Raw genomic sequence first — 14,620 nt, 5'->3', positions numbered from 1 at the left:
AAGCGGGCCCTTCGGGGCCCGTTTCTACATCAGGCGCGTGAGCAGGGACGCGGTCGAGGGATCGAGCGTCGCCGACGGTCCGCCGGCGGAGACATCCTTCAGGATCTCCCTGGCCAACACCTTGCCCAGCTCCACCCCCCACTGGTCGAAGGAGTTGATGTCCCAGATCACCCCTTCGACGAAGGTCTTGTGCTCGTAGAGGGCCAGAAGGGCGCCCAGCGTCCCGGGCGTCAGACGCTCCATGGCGATGGCGGTCGAGGGTCGATTGCCGGGGAAGGTCTTGTGCGTCGCCAGCCGGTCGGCCTCGGCCGCATCCGCGCCGGAGGCGAGCAGTTCAGCCCGCGCCTCCTCCGTCGTCTTGCCCAGCATCAGCGCCTGACCCTGAGCCAGAGCATTCGACCACAGCGGGCTTTCAGGCGCGGCGGCGTGCGTCTTCGCCACGATGACGAACTCGGCCGGGACGACCTGCGGCCCCTGGTGAATCTGCTGAAAGAAGGCGTGCTGGCCGTTGGTGCCGGGCTCGCCGAAGACGACGGGGCAGGTCTGGCGTGTAACGGGCAAGCCGTCGCGATGCACCCGCTTGCCGTTCGACTCCATCTCCAGCTGCTGCAGGAAGGAGGGCAGACGACGCAGGGCGTGGGCGTAGGGGGCGACCGTGCGGGCGGGCCGGTTCAGGCCGTCGACGTTCCAGATCTGGGCCAGGGCCATCAGGACGGGGGCATTCTTCTCAAGCGGCGCCGAAACGAAATGGTCGTCCATGGCCGCAGCGCCGGCCAGCATGGCGTCGAACACGTCCGGCCCCAGGGCGATGACGCAGCTCAGGCTGACCGCTGACCACAGGGAATAACGACCGCCGACCCAGTCCCGGAAGGCGAAGGTGCGGGCGCAGCCGAAAGCCTTGGCCTTGTCCGGCGCGGCGGTCACGCCGATGAAATGCCTGTCGCGGCCGGCCTCGGGCAGGCCGGCCGCCAGCCAGGCCCTGGCAGCCTCGGCATTGGCGAGGGTTTCCTGGGTGGTGAAGGTCTTGGAGACGACGACGACCAGGGTGGTCTCGGGAGCGAGGCCGGTCAGGGCCTCGGCCATGTCACGCGGATCGATGTTGGCGACGAAGCGCAGGTCGATCTGCGGGTCGACAGGACGAAGCCCGTCCCAGACGACGCGGGGACCGAGGTCCGAGCCGCCGATGCCGATGTGGACGATGGCCTTGAAGGGCTTGCCGGTCGCGCCCGTCTCGGCGCCCGAGCGGACGGCGGTCGCATAGGCGGCCATGTCGGCGCGGACGGCGTCGACCCCGGCGGAGACGGCTTCGCCGAGGGCGTGGAAGTCGGCCCCCGTCGCCGCGCGCAGGGCGGGGTGGAGCACGGCGCGGCCCTCGGTGAAGTTGATCGCCTCGCCGCCGAACAACCGTGCCCGGGCCGCCTCGACCCCGGCCGAGCGGGCCAGGTCCAGACAGGTCTCGAAGGCGGCTTCTGTCCAGCTCTGCTTGGACAGGTCGAGATAGAGGCCGGCCGCCTCGACCGTCATCCGGGCCAGCCGATCCGGGTCAGCCGCGAACTGGTCGACGATGCGCGCGTCGGCATCCCGCGCTGCGGCGACATCGAAGGCGGTCCAGTCGGTCATGCGAACATATCCCCTTGAGCAAGGTCTCGTTTACGGGTGGGGCGTAGACCGGTTCAATCGTAGATTCGCGAAAAGGTCGTTCACCATGTCCTGTGGCATAGCCATCGCCGCCGCCCTCCTCCTGAGCGACCCCAATGTGGTCCTGGCCGCCGCCGAGCCGGCCGCGGTGGCCGGAGCGCCGGTCTCGGTCGCGTCCGAGCCCCTGTTCATCGACATCGTCAGCCGCGCCGGCGCCCTGAAGACCGTCGTCGAGGGCTGGAACGGCGTGCTGACAGACTTCGACGCCTTCAAGATTCGGGCGCAGGAACTCGCCGCTCTCGACATGCAGGCGCACCTGATCCTCAAGGAGCGCGGCACGGACGGCGACCTGAAATGCATCCTGCGCGGCATTTCCGAGGACATCCCGCTGAAACTCGGGGCTGTGGAAGCCGCCACCACGGACGAGACCCGCGCCACCGCCCTGGCGGAACTGTCCTACCTGCTGAACGACAACGTCGAAGTCATCACGGCGCCGCCCCAGCCCGAGGTCTGATCAGGCCTCTTCCGCGTATTTGATCGAACAACCATAGGGCTGGGCGTAGGCCGTGCGAACGGGCCGGCCGGCTTCCACGTCCTCGAGCGCCGCGCGGACGAAATTGTTCGCGCCTTCCAGGTCCCTGACCTCGTTGGTCGGACGGTCGTCGATGCCGCCCGTGAACAGGATGCGGCCCTCGCCGTCGATCACCCGCATGTCGGGCGTCGTCATCGCGCCGTAGGCCTTGCCGACAGTGCCCTCGGGATCCAGCAGCAGATGGGTCGAGGCGGCGTTATTACGGGTCCGCCAGGCGCGGGCCCCCTCGCCCTCGACATGGCCCTGTTTGCCCGGTGCTGACGAGATGACGGTCAGCCAGACCACGCCGTCGGCGACGGCCTCGCGCTGCAGGGCCTGCATGGCCCCTGAGGAATAGTGTTTCTGGACATAGGGGCAGCCCTCGTTGGTCCATTCGATGACGACGGTCTTGCCGCGGAAATCGGCGAGGGAACGCGCGACCCCTTCGCTGTCGATCAGGGTGAAGGCTGGAGCGACCTGGGCCCGACCGGTCGTCGCGACGGCGGGGGTCGCCCCGGTCGCCGGGGCGGCGGCGGGGGCCTCGGCCTGCTGGCAGGCCGCGAGGGTCAGAAGGGCGGCGGCGAGGATGGGCAGACGGGTCACGGCGGCGGTCTCCTTCGGGTCGAGTCAGGGACGGGCGCTCTCCAGGGCGTCGATCACGACCCCTTCGGTCAAGAGCTGGGGCAGGATGCGGGGCTCGGGCGAGCCGGGCGCGTAGAAGAGGTATAGCGGAACGCCGGAGCGTCGTCGGCGCTCCAGCTCGCGGGTGATCGCGTCATCTCGTCGCGTCCAGTCGCCGACCAGATAGACGGCGTTCGCCTTCGTCAGGGCCTCGGCGACCCTGGGGGAGCTCAGCGAGGTCCGCTCGTTGATCTTGCAGGTGACGCACCAGTCGGCGGTGAAGTTGACCAGCACCGGCCGGCCCTCGGCCTGGGCCGCCGCCACGGCCTCGACAGACCAGGGTTGCGAGGCCAGCGGACCGGATGCGGCCGTGACGTCTCCGCCTTCCGCCCGTGCCTGACCGATGGCGACGCCGGTCAGGGCGATGGCGGCGACGATGGACAGGGTCGCTGTCACGGCGCTGATCACGGTTGCCCCGCCTTGCGCGCGACGGGTCTGATTGATCCCCGCCAGCCACAGGCCGAGACCCAGGAAGAGGATCGCCAGGAAGAGGACGCCCAGCGCATCTGCCCCAGCCTGCCGCGCGAAGACCCAGACCAGCCACAGGCCCGCGCCGTACATGGGGAAGGCCAGCAGGCCCTTGAGCCGATCCATCCAGGCGCCGGGGCGAGGCAGTCGCGCCAGCAGACGCGGCGAAAGGGAGACGATGAGATATGGCAGGGCCAGACCCAGACCCAGCATCACGAAGACGACCAGCGCCATCGGCCAGGGCATCAGCAGGGCGGCCCCGAGGGCGAAGGCCATGAAGGGCGCGGTGCAGGGCGCCGCCACCACCACCGCCAGCACGCCGGTGAAGAAGGCGCCGACCCCGCCGGAAAGCCGTGACAGGGGCCCCGAACCCGCGGCCTGCAAACCGGAGCCGACATGGAAGACGCCCGACAGGTTCAGGCCCACGGCGAGCATCAGAAGGGCGAGGACGGCCACAACGCCCGGCGACTGAAGCTGGAAGCCCCAGCCCACCGCCTGCCCGCCGGCCCGTAAGGCGAGCAGGATTCCGGCCAGGACGAGGAAGGTCGTCAGTACGCCTGCGAGAAAGGCCAGGCCGTCTCGCCGCGCCTCTGCGGGCGCGTGGGCGCCGGCGGTCAGGGCGGCCGCCTTCATGGCCAGGATCGGGAAGACGCAGGGCATGAGGTTCAGGATCAGCCCGCCCAGAAGCGCGAAGGCCGCCGCCTGCAGGAAGCCCGTCCAGGACGACGGCGCGCCGCCTGCCGGCCCCTCGGACAGGTCCAGCGCGCCGCCTCCGCCCGCGCCGGTCAGGGCCGGGCCCGGAGTGGCTTCGATCTCCCAGGCGCCGTCGTCGGTGACGAGGATGCCCCCGATCGGCCCGGTCAGCCCCTCGGCCGCCAGCTTGCCGCCGACGGACAGGTTCAGGGTCACCCCGTCCGGCCCCCGCTCGCCCGGCTGGGGCGCGGAATGGTCGATCAGAGCGGCCTCGAACGGGAAGAACCATGCACGGCGGAGGTCGAGACCCGCGAGGGGTCCTCCCGTGGCGGTCAGCTGCAGCGTCCGGCCCTCCAGAACAGCCCGGGCGGCGATGCCGGCGGGACGGGGTGCGGTCTCGACGACGGCCTGGATCGCGGCGCCATAGCGGGCATCCAGCGGCGCCGCGCCCTGGCGGATCGGGAGGTCGAGCCTGAGCGTCAGCTCATCCGGCACGCACATCTCGTCGCTGCATACCAGGAAGAGGGCGCGGACGATGAGGGGCAGGGTGGAGCCGGGACGGGCGTCGGCCGGAACCTCGATCGGCGCCGGCAGAAGCACCTCGCCGGAGTAGCCGTAGTTCATCAGGTGCTGGAGACGCTGGCGTTCGGGCGTCGGCCAGACGATGTCCCCGGCGACGACGCCTGCGGGCAGGGTCCAGTCAAGCGTCGTGGGGCCGCCGGAATCGCCCGGGTTGCGCCAGTAGGTGTGCCAACCGGGCTCTATCATCTGGCGGACGGCGACGATGGCGGTGGAGCCGGGCGCGGCCCACTGGCTCATCGGGACCAGTTCGGCCTCGATCCGCACCGTGCGTTGGGGGCCGGGCTGGGCGAAGGCGGGCGCGCGGCTGATCGCCGGCGTCTGGGCCAGCGCCGGCGCTGTCGACAGCAGCAGCGAAAAGAGGAGGGCGAAAAGGCGCAACATCGCCCGCAGCCTTAGCGGCCTGCGGTCGTCACCGCCACGGCCCAATCCGTCACAGGAACGCCGTCGCCTAGCTGGTGGCGGCGCTCACGGCGGTCGAGACCTTGTCGAATGTTCCTGTGGCCTTGCCGGCGAACAGGGAGACGGCGCCGACGATCACCAGGAAGATCATCGCCACGATCAGTCCGTATTCGATGGCGGTGGCGCCGCTGTCGCTTTTCAGGAACCGGCGGATCAGGCGCATCATTCGGCCCTCCGTTGGGCGAAACCTAAAGAAGATCGCGCAACCAGGCGACCAGCGGGGCGTCGGCGGGCGGCATGGGATAGTCCGACAGCATGTTCGGCTTCACCCAGGCGAGGGCGGCGTGCTCGCGCTTGACGACCACGCCGGACCAGCGCCGGCACAGGTACAGTGGCATCAAGAGGTGAAACGATTCGTAAGCGTGGCTTGCGAAGACGAACGGGGCCAGACAGGCCTCGTTGACGTCGATGCCCAACTCCTCGTGCAGTTCGCGGATCAGGGCCGCCTCGGGCCGTTCGCCGGGTTCGACCTTGCCGCCCGGGAACTCCCACAGGCCCGCCAGCGCCTTGCCCTCGGGTCGCTGGGCGATCAACACCCGGCCGTCCACGTCGATCAGGGCGACGGCGACGACAAGGACGGTGGGAAGAACGGGGGGGAGGGCGGCTTCGGTCATGCCGCCCAATACCGTCTGGCGTAACGCGACTGCAATCATTGGTCATCCAGTGTGTCCGCCACGTCCTTGCGGATTGGGGCGACAATCAGGCAAGCAGCTTTGCTTTCGTTCCGTCGGCGTACGACGGCTTCACCGTGAGATCGTTACCGCCCGCCATGGCCCCCTCCTCCCTGTCAGACACATTGTCGAGCCCCGAGGTCCAGGCCTTCGCCAGCGGATTCCCCGTGCTGGTCGTCCACCTCATGGTCACCTTCGGCCTGCTGGGCGCGGGAGCGGTCATCTACGCCCTCCTGACGCCGTGGAAGGAGATCAGCCTGATCCGGGAAGGCAACGCCGCGGCCGGCGTCGCCTTCGGCGGGGTATTGCTCGGCCTCGCCATTCCTCTGGCGGTGTCGATGTCGGTGTCGACCTCAGTGGCGGATATAGTCCTGTGGGGCCTGGCGACCCTGGTGTTGCAGCTTCTGGCCTTCCGCATCGTCGATCTGGTCCTGACCGGCCTTCCCCAACGCATTCAGGAGGGCGAGATCTCCGCCGCCGTGCTTCTGGTGTCGGCCAAGCTGGCGACCGCCCTGATCCTCGCCGCCGCCCTGACAGGCTGAGCTCGCGCGGATGCGTTTTCCCCGTCCGCCGGACTGGCTGATCTATTCCAGCGTGGTCTTCGCCCTGGTCCTGGGTTCGCTCAGTCGGCGCGAGAACGCCGATGCCCCGCCCGCGCCCCCGCCGCCCGACGAGATCGAGGGCGCCCTGCTGGGGCCCGTCACTCCCTTTGATCCTTCGGTGACGGTGACCGCGCCGGACGCGCCCTTCCAGCCTGTCGCCGGAACCGCCTTCTCGATCGCCGGGCGCGGGCGCTGGCTGACCGCGCGCCATGTCGTCGAGGGGTGTCGTCGGCCGGCGCTGGTCGTCGGCGGCGGTCGCGCCGTGGCGGCCGATGTGCGGCTGTCGCCCCGGGCCGACATCGCCCTTCTGATCACCGCCGGCGGTCCGCCCGCCCTGCCTGTCACGACCCAGACGCCACTGTACGTCGGCCAGCGGGCCTTCCATCCCGGTTTCCCGCAGGGCAGGCCGGGCGAGGTCACCTCGCGCCTGCTCGGCCGCGAGACGCTAAAGGTCCGGGGACGCGGCGCCCATGACGAGCCCGTGCTGGCCTGGGCCGAGGTCGGGCGAACCTCCGGGCTGGAGGGCACGCTCGCGGGCCTGTCCGGCGCCCCCGTGCTGGACAGGCGGGGACGGGTCGTCGCCCTGACCATCGCCGAGGCGCCGCGCCGGGGACGGCTCTACACCACCGCGCCCGACACCCTGGGCCCCGCCATCCGGGGGGAACAGCAGGCGGACGAACAGTTGCTGGGCGAGCCTGTCACCGTCGATAATTATGGCCGGGTCTCGGACGACCTGCGCCGCGACCTGCGGGTCGCCCAGGTGGTCTGTCTGTCGAGGTGAGCGCCCTGCCCGTCGATCCGCATCTCTATCTCGTCTTCCTGGGCGTGATGATGGTCATGGCTGTGACGCCGGGGCCCGCCAACCTTTTCTCCATCGCCACCGGCATGGAGCGCGGCAGGCGGGCGGTGCTGATCGCTGTGGCCGGCATGAACGTGGCGACCCTGGTCTGGTTCGGCGCCGCCGCGCTTGGACTCGGCGCCCTGGTGACCGCTTTTCCCGAGGTGTTTCGCTGGGTCGCGGTCGCCGGCGCCCTCTATGTCGCCTGGCTGGGCGCGTCCTCGATCCGATCCGCGTTCAAACCTGCCCCGGGCGAGGTCTCGACCGAGGGCCGAACCCACCTGCGCCGACCCGCCTTCGTCGATGGTTTCCTGGTGCAGATCGCCAATCCGAAGGCGGTGCTTTTCTTCACCGCCGTCCTGCCCCCCTTCCTCGATATCGACCGTCCCGCCGCACCCCAACTGGCCCTGTTCGCGGTCGCGGTCATCGGCATGGACGTCCTGACCATGAGCGCCTACGGTCTCAGCGGTGCCGTTCTGGCGCGGCGGATGGGCGAGCCTCGTTTCCGGCGCGGCTTCGGTGTCTTCGTCGGCTCCCTGCTTCTGATTGCCGCGGTCCTGATTGTCTCGCGATTATAGAGGTTTGTGGGTTGGCGGAACGTCCCTGTTCATGCGCCGTTCAGGTGAAATGACGGATTTTCTGCTCGAGTTCAGGAGCCCCCAATGACCTCTTCGATCAAATCCCTTCTCGTGGTGGCCGCCTCAGCCCTGACGCTGGCGGCCTGCGCCACCTCCACCGCCTACGCCCCTGCCGGCTACAATGGCCAGCGCGGGGGCTATGCCGAGCAGCGGTTGGAGAATGACCGTTATCGCGTCAGCTTCTCAGGCAACTCTGTCACCTCGCGCGACCAGGTCGAGATGGGCCTCTTGCTGCGCTCGGCCGAATTGACAGTCGAGAACGGCTACGACTGGTTCTCAACGGTCAATCGCGCCACCGATCGCGACACCCGCTACCAGACCATCGGCGATCCGTTCTTCAACCGCTACAGCCCGTTCTGGGGCCCGTCGTGGCGCTACTATGGCCCGCGCGGCTGGAGCCGGTGGAACGATCCGTTCTGGGGCCGCGACGACTTCGACGTTCGCCAGATCGACCGATACGAGGCGACCACCGAAATCGTGATGGGTCGCGGCGCCAAGCCCTCCGGCGACGCCAACGCCTTCGACGCCCGCGAAGTGATCGCCAACATCGGCGGCAGCGTCACTCGCCCGATGTAATCAAGGCATCCGAAGCAGCGGCTCAGGCCACCGCTTCGGATTCCGCCCTTGCCGGCTCGAGGTCGGCGATCGGCGAGACATAGTCCGCCATCGCGTCGAACTCGTTCAGGAAGATCGCCCGCAGGTCGTCCGTCTCCATGATGACCTCGTGCTTGGCGTGATCGATCTCGACATAGCGACCTCGGCCAAGCCGCTTGGCGGCCCAGCGGTTGGTCTGTTTCCAGACGCGGTCGTCGTCGCCCGCCTGCACGATGGTGCAGGGAATCTGGACCGACTTGAGCGCCTTGGGCTTCAGCGATCTTTCGCCCGCGTCGATGCCGAACGCCAGCCAGCCCCAGGTGGGGCCGCCGACCGCCAGGTGCGGACAGGCGTAGAGCTGCTGACGCCACAGTTCGTAGCGGGTCTCGTCGGACGTCAGTGCGTCCTTCTCGAACGTATGGTCAAAGGGATCGTCAGCGTCGTCCAGCACGAAGTCGCCGGCCTTGCCGTGGCGCACGTTCCAGCGCACCGCCAGCTTGACCGACCACATCGACCGTTTGCCGGTCTTGATGCGTAGCATGGGACTGGACAGGACAGCCCCGGCGAACCGGGTCTCGCCGGCCTCCAGGCAGAGCAGGTTCAGCACCCCGCCCATCGAGTGGCCGACCATGATCCAGGGCTTGGGCGCGCGCGTCTCGAACGCGTCCAGCAGCCGGGCGTAGTCGTCCTGGAACTCCTCTACCGCGCGGGCGTGACCCTTCAACCGGTCCGGCAGCAGTCGCGCCGACAGGCCCTGGCCGCGCCAGTCGTGGGCCAGGACGCACCACCCGCGCGCGAGGAAGTTGCCGATGACCTCGAAATATTTCTCTATCGGTTCGGTCCGGCCCGGCGACAGCACCACAGTGCCTCGCGGCTTCGGCGCGACCAGGGCGGACGGGGTCCAGAAGGCAGCGCGCAGACGCAGGCCCCCCGCGCCCCGGAACCATTCGCCGACCCCTCCGGGCGGGGCGGCGGCTCCGGGCACGCCCATCAGCGGGGCATTGGCAGCGAAGGCGGCGGCGCGGTTCACTCGGGCTTCCTGAACTTCAAGGTCATGCGATCGCTTTCGCCGATCGCGCGGTATTTGGCGGAATCAAACGCCGGGTCGGGCGCCTCACCCTGGGCCGCCGTCAAGAGGCGCGGCGGCAGGGTCTCGACGCCGAAGGGGTGGTCCTTTGTGTCTTCCGGGTTGGCGTTGATCTCGGAAGCGGCGACGAAGATGAACCCGGCCTCGGCCGCCAGCTGTTTGACGAACGCCTCCTGAACATAGCCGTTGGAGGCGGCCGGATCCTGATCCCCGTCGGGAGCCAGCCGGTGCTGCTCCACGCCAAGGACGCCGCCGGGCTTCAAGGCGGCATAGGCGTCCGCGAAAGCTTTTTCGGCGATGCCCGCCGCCATCCAGGCGTGGATGTTACGCATGAACAGAGCCATGTCGGCGGTCCCGGCCGGCGCCACGGGTCCGGTCCCGGACCCGAAGGCGCTGAACTTCACGTCGCCGTACAGCCTGCGGTCCGAACCGAACCGGCGCTCGAAATTGGCCACCAGAGCCGCCTGGGCAGGATCTGTCCCCGGCCCGGTCGCGAAGCCCGCGCCGTAGTATTCGCCGTCGCCCTTGGCGAGATAGGGGGCCAGGATTTCGGTGTACCAGCCGCTGCCCGGCCAAAACTCGACCACATGCATCGACGGTTGCAGGCCGAAGAAGCGCAGCGTCTCCAGGGGGTGGCGATAGATGTCACGCGGCCGGTCGGCGGCTCGCCATGGCCCCTGGATGGCCCATTCGAGTGAGCCTTCCGGCGGTCCGGCGGGAGCCTCGGGGTCGGCGGTCTCCTCTTCCTTCCGGCCACAGGCCGCGACGCCGCAGATCAGCACGAGACCGACGCCGGACAGCATGGCCCGACGCGATGGTCCCGTTCGCCCTATCCGCGCCTGATCCCGCATCAACTCTCCCCAGCCGGCCGTCGCCCCGGATCGGGTTGGGATAGAGGGGTTCGCCAATGCCGTCAAAGGCTTGAAACTCAGGCGGGCTTGCGGAACCTCAGGGTCATCCGATCGCTCTCGCCGACGGCGTCATATTCGGTCCGTTCGGCCTCGGTCAGGGGCGTCGCCCGATCGGTGGCGTTGCCTTCGCGCGCGGCGCTGGTCCGCACCGGCGGCAGGGTCCAGACCCCGAACGGGTGGTTGCGGTCGTCCCCGGGATTGGCGTTCAGCTCGCTGCGTGCCTCCAGCACGAAGCCGGCCGCCTGCGCGGCATGAATGACATGGCTTTCCGGGACATAGCCGGTGGGCGCAGTGACATCCGCGTTCAGCCCCTCAAAGGCGCGGTGCTGTTCCACGGCCAGGATGCCGCCCGGTTTCAGGGCTTTGAAGAAGGCCGCCAGGTAGGGGCCGGTGCGCTGCGGGTTCGAGCGGTGCCAGTTGTGGAAGGCGCGGGCGACGACGATCATGTCCGCCGTGCCGTCAGCCACGACCATCCCTTCCAGCGGACGATTGACGGGGACATAGGTCCCGCCGGTCGCCTGGGCGTAGGGCTGCAGGATCGCGCTCCACCAGCCGCCCCGACCGGGTTCGATCTCGACCACGGTCGAGCCGGGCGTCAGCCCCCAGAAGGTCAGGGTCTCGAACGGATGGCGGAAGGCGTCACGCGCGACATCTGCGGCCGGGCGCGTATCCGAGCCGATCGCGGCCTGGAGCGCCTCATCCTCCTGAAGCACCGGCGGCGGCATGGCCTCACGTCGCGCCTCGCGCTGGGCTGGGGTCTCTCCAGAGGAAGGTGCGGTCTGGGCGGCGGCGGCTCCTGCCGAGAGCAGGGCGAGGGTGGTGACAAGGACGAGTCTGGACGCGCGCATGGTCGGCTCCGAAACAGAGGAAGGGTTGGGCGGCACCTTACGGACAGGTCGCACGCGGGCAAGTGACGATCCCGCAACCGGCCCGCCCTTGACGTCGCACTCAGGCATCCCACCTGTTCATCTGAGAGCGCCGATCCCGGGCTCTCGCAGACCGGACGGGGCCCAACAGGGACTGCTCGGACTGATTCCCACCGCTGCTCCGGGCAACGCGGAGCGGCTCAATCTTGCTGATGATCAGGAGATCGACATGCGTACCATCGACTTCACCCCCCTCTATCGTTCCGCCGTGGGCTTCGACCGCCTGGCCGGCCTTCTCGAAAGCGCCGCGCGCACTGGCCCGGAGACCGGCTGGCCGCCCTACAATATCGAGACGACGGGCGAGAACGCCTATCGGATCGAGATCGCCGTCGCCGGCTTCAGGCCCGACGAGCTGAACATCGAGGTCAAGGAAAACCTGCTCACCGTCATCGGCCGCAAGACCGCCAATGACGATGCGTCGGCGAACCGCACCTATCTGCATCGCGGCCTGGCCGAGCGCGACTTCGAGCGCCGCTTCCAGCTGGCTGACTATGTGGTGGTGACCGAAGCTTCGCTCGACAACGGTCTCCTGGCCGTCAGCCTGAAGCGCGAGCTGCCTGAGGCCCTCAAGCCTCGGCGCATCGAGATCGCGACGGGTGCGCCGACTGCGGCTCTGATCGAAGGCGAAGCGGCGTAAGCCTCGGCCTTCGCGAATGAAGGGAAAGGGCGGTCCTCGGGCCGCCCTTTTTTGTCAGGCGGCGACCGCCGGCTGGACGAGGCCTGTGACGCGGTCGAGACGGGCGTCGGTCAGGGTCGCGCCGTCCAGCTTCGCCCCCGTGGCGTTGGCGCCGGACAGGTCCGCGCCCGTTAGATTGGCCTTCGACAGGTCTGCACGGACCAGTTCGGCATAGCGCATGCGCGCTCCACCGAGGTTCGACGGCACGCAGCGGGTCGGACCCAGGGGCAGCGGGCTGATGTCGGCGGCTGTCAGATCGACCTTGGTCATCAGGGCCTCGCCGAAGCGGGCTCCGCGCAGGTCCGCCTTACCCAGCAGCGCGCCGCGCAGATCGGCCTTTTCGAAATTGGCCCCCTGCAGCTGGGCGCCGCGCAGGTCGAGACCCGCCAGACAGGCGCCCTTGGCGCTCATGGCCGAGAGTTTCAGCCCCTTCAGCCGATCGCCGAGCGGGCGAAGATCCTCGCCGTCCAGAACCGCCGGCCCGCCCAGGACACCGCCGCTTTCGGCCCAGGCGTTGGCGTCCAGCGCGATCTGATAGAGTTCCTCGGCCCGGGCGATGGTCGCCGCGTCGGGCTCGCGGATCGAGCCGGTCGTGTCGGTTCGGTCCAGCCTGGCCCGATCCATGGCCACGCCGGTCAGGATGGCGCCGCACAGGCGCGCGCCCGCCAGATTGGCCCCGCCGACATCGGCGCCTTCCAGCAGGGCGCCGGACAGGTCCGCATCCTTCAGATTGGCGCCGTTCAGCCGAGCGCCGCGCATCGAGCAGTCGGTGAAATCGGCCTTGCAGGCGCTGACGCCGTCGAAACGCGAGCCGTCCAGAGTGGCTCCCGCGAACCGGGCTCCATCGGCCAGCCCCTGGCGGGTTTCATGGCGGGCCGAGGCGAGACCCCTGGTCTCATGCGGGACGGCGATGACGCCCTCGCGGAAATCGGCCTGGGTCAGGTCCGCCTCGGACAGGTCGGCGCCCTGCAGACAGGTTCCCCGGATATCCGCCCGCCTCAGGCAGGCCCGTGTCAGATCGGCGCCGCGCAGGTCGCAGCCGAACAGGATCGCGCGTTCCAGCCGCGCCCCGGCCATGTTGCAGTTCTCCAGGATCGAACCAGAGAAGTCGGCGTCGTCCAGGATCCGGTGCGCCATCGAGACGCCGGTCAGGTCGATGAATTTCAGCGAAAGCTTGCGCCCGCCCGGCCTGCCGGTGACGAACCGCTCATGGGCGGCGGCGAACATGTCGAAATCGCCCTGTCCGAGGCGGCGTCGGGTCATGGTCATGCCGGTTCTCCCTCCCGCTGAAGTCCGCGGACCCCGGCGAGAACCGCGTCTGTGAAATCGGCATGGCGCGTCTGGGCGCCATGCATCCCGGCCCGGGTTAGATCCGCGCCCGCAAGAACGCAGCGCCGCAGATCCGCCCCGGAAAAATCGACCGAGCGCAGCACGGCTTCAGTCAGGTCGGCGGGCAGAAGCCGCTCGGGCCCGAGCATCAACGGCCCCAGTTGCGCCTCGCGCAGGTCCGCCCCATTCAGCCGCGCCCCGACGAGTCGCGCCCCGCGCAGGTCGGCCCGGCGCAGGTTGACCGACCTCAGGTCCGCCCCCTCGAGATGCGCCCCCTGCAACTGCACCCCTTCCATGTTCAGGCCGTAGAACACGGCGCGCTTCGCCGACAGTGCGGTCAGGTTAAGGCCTGTGATCGAACCCAGGCCGCGCAGATCGACGTCGTCGAACACCGAGGGCTGGCCCTCGACCCCGCCGGTCTCGCACCAGTTGGCATGTTCGTGCAGCATCTCGGCCGCCGGCAGCTGGGCCACCGGTTCGCCGGCCGAACCCTTGTCGGTCAGGGCGCCGTCCAGATTGGCGCCATCGGTGCGCCACGAGGACGAGATCACCCCGACCAGAATGGCGTCGCGCAGATCCGCGCCGGTCAGGTCGGCCCCGGACATGTCGGCGCCCGCCAGGTCCGCGCCTCGGAAATTAGCCTGTTTCAGGTTCGCCCGGACCAGCTTGCAGTCCTTCATGATGGCGTCGGAGAAGTCCGCCGACTGGGCCGCGATGCCCGACAGGCGCGACCGCTGCAAATTGGCGCCGACCAGACTGGCGCCCCGGGCCTGGGTGACATCACGGCCTTTGGCTTCCAGCACGCGGAAGCCGACCTTGCGGTCCGCCGAGGCGATCGTGCCTTCGCGCAGGTCCGCCTCGAACAGGTCCGCTCCCGACAGATCCGCGCCTCGCAGGCAGGCGCCGCGCAGGTCCGCGCGGCGCATCGACGCCTCGACCAGGATCGCGTCCTGCATGTCCGCGCCGAAGAAGGATCCGTTGTCCAGCTTGCAGCCCGTCAGGTCGCAGCCGATCATCGCGGCGGCGGAGAAGTCGGCATCAGCAAGATTGCGACCCTTCAGGCTGAGGCCAGACAGGTCCATCCAGGCGAATACTGCCCGCGCGCCGCCGGGGCGCGCCTGCCACAGGCGGTCGTGACGCGCGCAGACGGCGTCGACTTCCTGCTGGGTGATGCGACGTCGAAGGACGCCTTCCTGAACCGCTGACATGGCCACATGATGGGACGCGTCCGCTTAAGGAAGGTTTTCGGAAACACT

The 14,620-nt window shown here is 69.2% G+C and carries 16 protein-coding genes; 6 read left to right on the top strand and 10 right to left on the bottom strand.

Annotated features, from left to right (window positions below; all coding sequences use genetic code 11):
• Positions 1–24: 24 nt before the first annotated feature.
• Positions 25–1,620 (bottom strand): glucose-6-phosphate isomerase, encoded by a 1,596-nt coding sequence (pgi, locus tag ACP7AB_RS04080; RefSeq protein WP_425990273.1) that lies wholly within the window; start codon positions 1,618–1,620, stop codon positions 25–27.
• Between the two features lie 85 nt (positions 1,621–1,705).
• Between pgi and ACP7AB_RS04075 the strand changes: the two genes are divergently transcribed.
• A complete protein-coding gene (locus ACP7AB_RS04075) occupies positions 1,706–2,152 on the top strand; it encodes a hypothetical protein (protein ID WP_425990275.1) in 447 nt (148 codons plus the stop codon).
• Here the strand turns inward: ACP7AB_RS04075 and ACP7AB_RS04070 are convergent, their stop codons facing one another.
• The 4 genes from ACP7AB_RS04070 to ACP7AB_RS04055 form a co-directional block, all read right to left on the bottom strand.
• Entirely contained in the window at positions 2,153–2,812 is a 660-nt protein-coding gene (locus tag ACP7AB_RS04070; protein ID WP_425990276.1) for a redoxin domain-containing protein, read from the bottom strand.
• 24 nt (positions 2,813–2,836) lie between these two features.
• Positions 2,837–5,014, bottom strand: coding sequence for a protein-disulfide reductase DsbD family protein (locus ACP7AB_RS04065; protein WP_425990278.1), 2,178 nt, complete (start codon positions 5,012–5,014; stop codon positions 2,837–2,839).
• A 67-nt stretch (positions 5,015–5,081) separates the two neighbouring features.
• Complete coding sequence (locus tag ACP7AB_RS04060) at positions 5,082–5,258, bottom strand: Flp family type IVb pilin (RefSeq protein ID WP_425990280.1); 177 nt, start codon at positions 5,256–5,258, stop codon at positions 5,082–5,084.
• Positions 5,259–5,280: 22 nt separating this feature from the next.
• Positions 5,281–5,706 carry a (deoxy)nucleoside triphosphate pyrophosphohydrolase gene (locus tag ACP7AB_RS04055; RefSeq protein WP_425990485.1) on the bottom strand — a complete coding sequence of 142 codons (426 nt, stop codon included), beginning with the start codon at positions 5,704–5,706 and terminating at the stop codon, positions 5,281–5,283.
• 155 nt (positions 5,707–5,861) lie between these two features.
• Between ACP7AB_RS04055 and ACP7AB_RS04050 the strand changes: the two genes are divergently transcribed.
• From ACP7AB_RS04050 to ACP7AB_RS04035, 4 genes are all read left to right on the top strand, one after another.
• A complete protein-coding gene (locus tag ACP7AB_RS04050) occupies positions 5,862–6,305 on the top strand; it encodes a DUF350 domain-containing protein (RefSeq protein ID WP_303694747.1) in 444 nt (147 codons plus the stop codon).
• Positions 6,306–6,315: 10 nt separating this feature from the next.
• Positions 6,316–7,146, top strand: coding sequence for a S1 family peptidase (locus ACP7AB_RS04045; protein ID WP_425990282.1), 831 nt, complete (start codon positions 6,316–6,318; stop codon positions 7,144–7,146).
• Positions 7,143–7,781 (top strand): LysE family translocator, encoded by a 639-nt coding sequence (locus ACP7AB_RS04040; RefSeq protein ID WP_426046102.1) that lies wholly within the window; start codon positions 7,143–7,145, stop codon positions 7,779–7,781. The genes ACP7AB_RS04045 and ACP7AB_RS04040 overlap by 4 nt, the downstream gene beginning before the upstream one ends.
• An 84-nt stretch (positions 7,782–7,865) precedes the next feature.
• Complete coding sequence (locus tag ACP7AB_RS04035) at positions 7,866–8,417, top strand: CC0125/CC1285 family lipoprotein (RefSeq protein ID WP_425990286.1); 552 nt, start codon at positions 7,866–7,868, stop codon at positions 8,415–8,417.
• 22 nt (positions 8,418–8,439) lie between these two features.
• On the opposite strand, the gene ACP7AB_RS04030 is transcribed toward ACP7AB_RS04035, so the two are convergent.
• From ACP7AB_RS04030 to ACP7AB_RS04020, 3 genes are all read right to left on the bottom strand, one after another.
• Complete coding sequence (locus ACP7AB_RS04030) at positions 8,440–9,465, bottom strand: alpha/beta fold hydrolase (protein ID WP_303694751.1); 1,026 nt, start codon at positions 9,463–9,465, stop codon at positions 8,440–8,442.
• Positions 9,462–10,325 (bottom strand): class I SAM-dependent methyltransferase, encoded by an 864-nt coding sequence (locus ACP7AB_RS04025; RefSeq protein WP_425990288.1) that lies wholly within the window; start codon positions 10,323–10,325, stop codon positions 9,462–9,464. Before ACP7AB_RS04025 ends, ACP7AB_RS04030 begins: the two co-directional genes overlap by 4 nt.
• Before the next feature lie 125 nt (positions 10,326–10,450).
• Complete coding sequence (locus tag ACP7AB_RS04020) at positions 10,451–11,281, bottom strand: class I SAM-dependent methyltransferase (RefSeq protein ID WP_425990290.1); 831 nt, start codon at positions 11,279–11,281, stop codon at positions 10,451–10,453.
• 247 nt (positions 11,282–11,528) lie between these two features.
• On the opposite strand from ACP7AB_RS04020, the gene ACP7AB_RS04015 reads away from it, so the two are divergent.
• A complete protein-coding gene (locus tag ACP7AB_RS04015; RefSeq protein ID WP_425990292.1) occupies positions 11,529–11,996 on the top strand; it encodes an Hsp20 family protein in 468 nt (155 codons plus the stop codon).
• A gap of 54 nt (positions 11,997–12,050) precedes the next feature.
• Here ACP7AB_RS04015 and ACP7AB_RS04010 read toward each other — a convergent pair whose 3' ends face one another.
• Together ACP7AB_RS04010 and ACP7AB_RS04005 are read right to left on the bottom strand one after the other, a co-directional pair.
• On the bottom strand, positions 12,051–13,304 hold the full coding sequence (locus ACP7AB_RS04010; RefSeq protein WP_425990294.1) for a pentapeptide repeat-containing protein: 1,254 nt from the start codon (positions 13,302–13,304) through the stop codon (positions 12,051–12,053).
• Positions 13,301–14,572 (bottom strand): pentapeptide repeat-containing protein, encoded by a 1,272-nt coding sequence (locus ACP7AB_RS04005; protein WP_425990296.1) that lies wholly within the window; start codon positions 14,570–14,572, stop codon positions 13,301–13,303. The genes ACP7AB_RS04010 and ACP7AB_RS04005 overlap by 4 nt, the downstream gene beginning before the upstream one ends.
• Positions 14,573–14,620: the final 48 nt, after the last annotated feature.

The organism is Brevundimonas sp. TWP3-1-2b1 (assembly GCF_049896165.1).
Taxonomy (GTDB): domain Bacteria; phylum Pseudomonadota; class Alphaproteobacteria; order Caulobacterales; family Caulobacteraceae; genus Brevundimonas; species Brevundimonas subvibrioides_B.
Note: the sequence above shows the minus strand (reverse complement) of the source record. Positions and strands in the feature narration are given on the sequence as shown.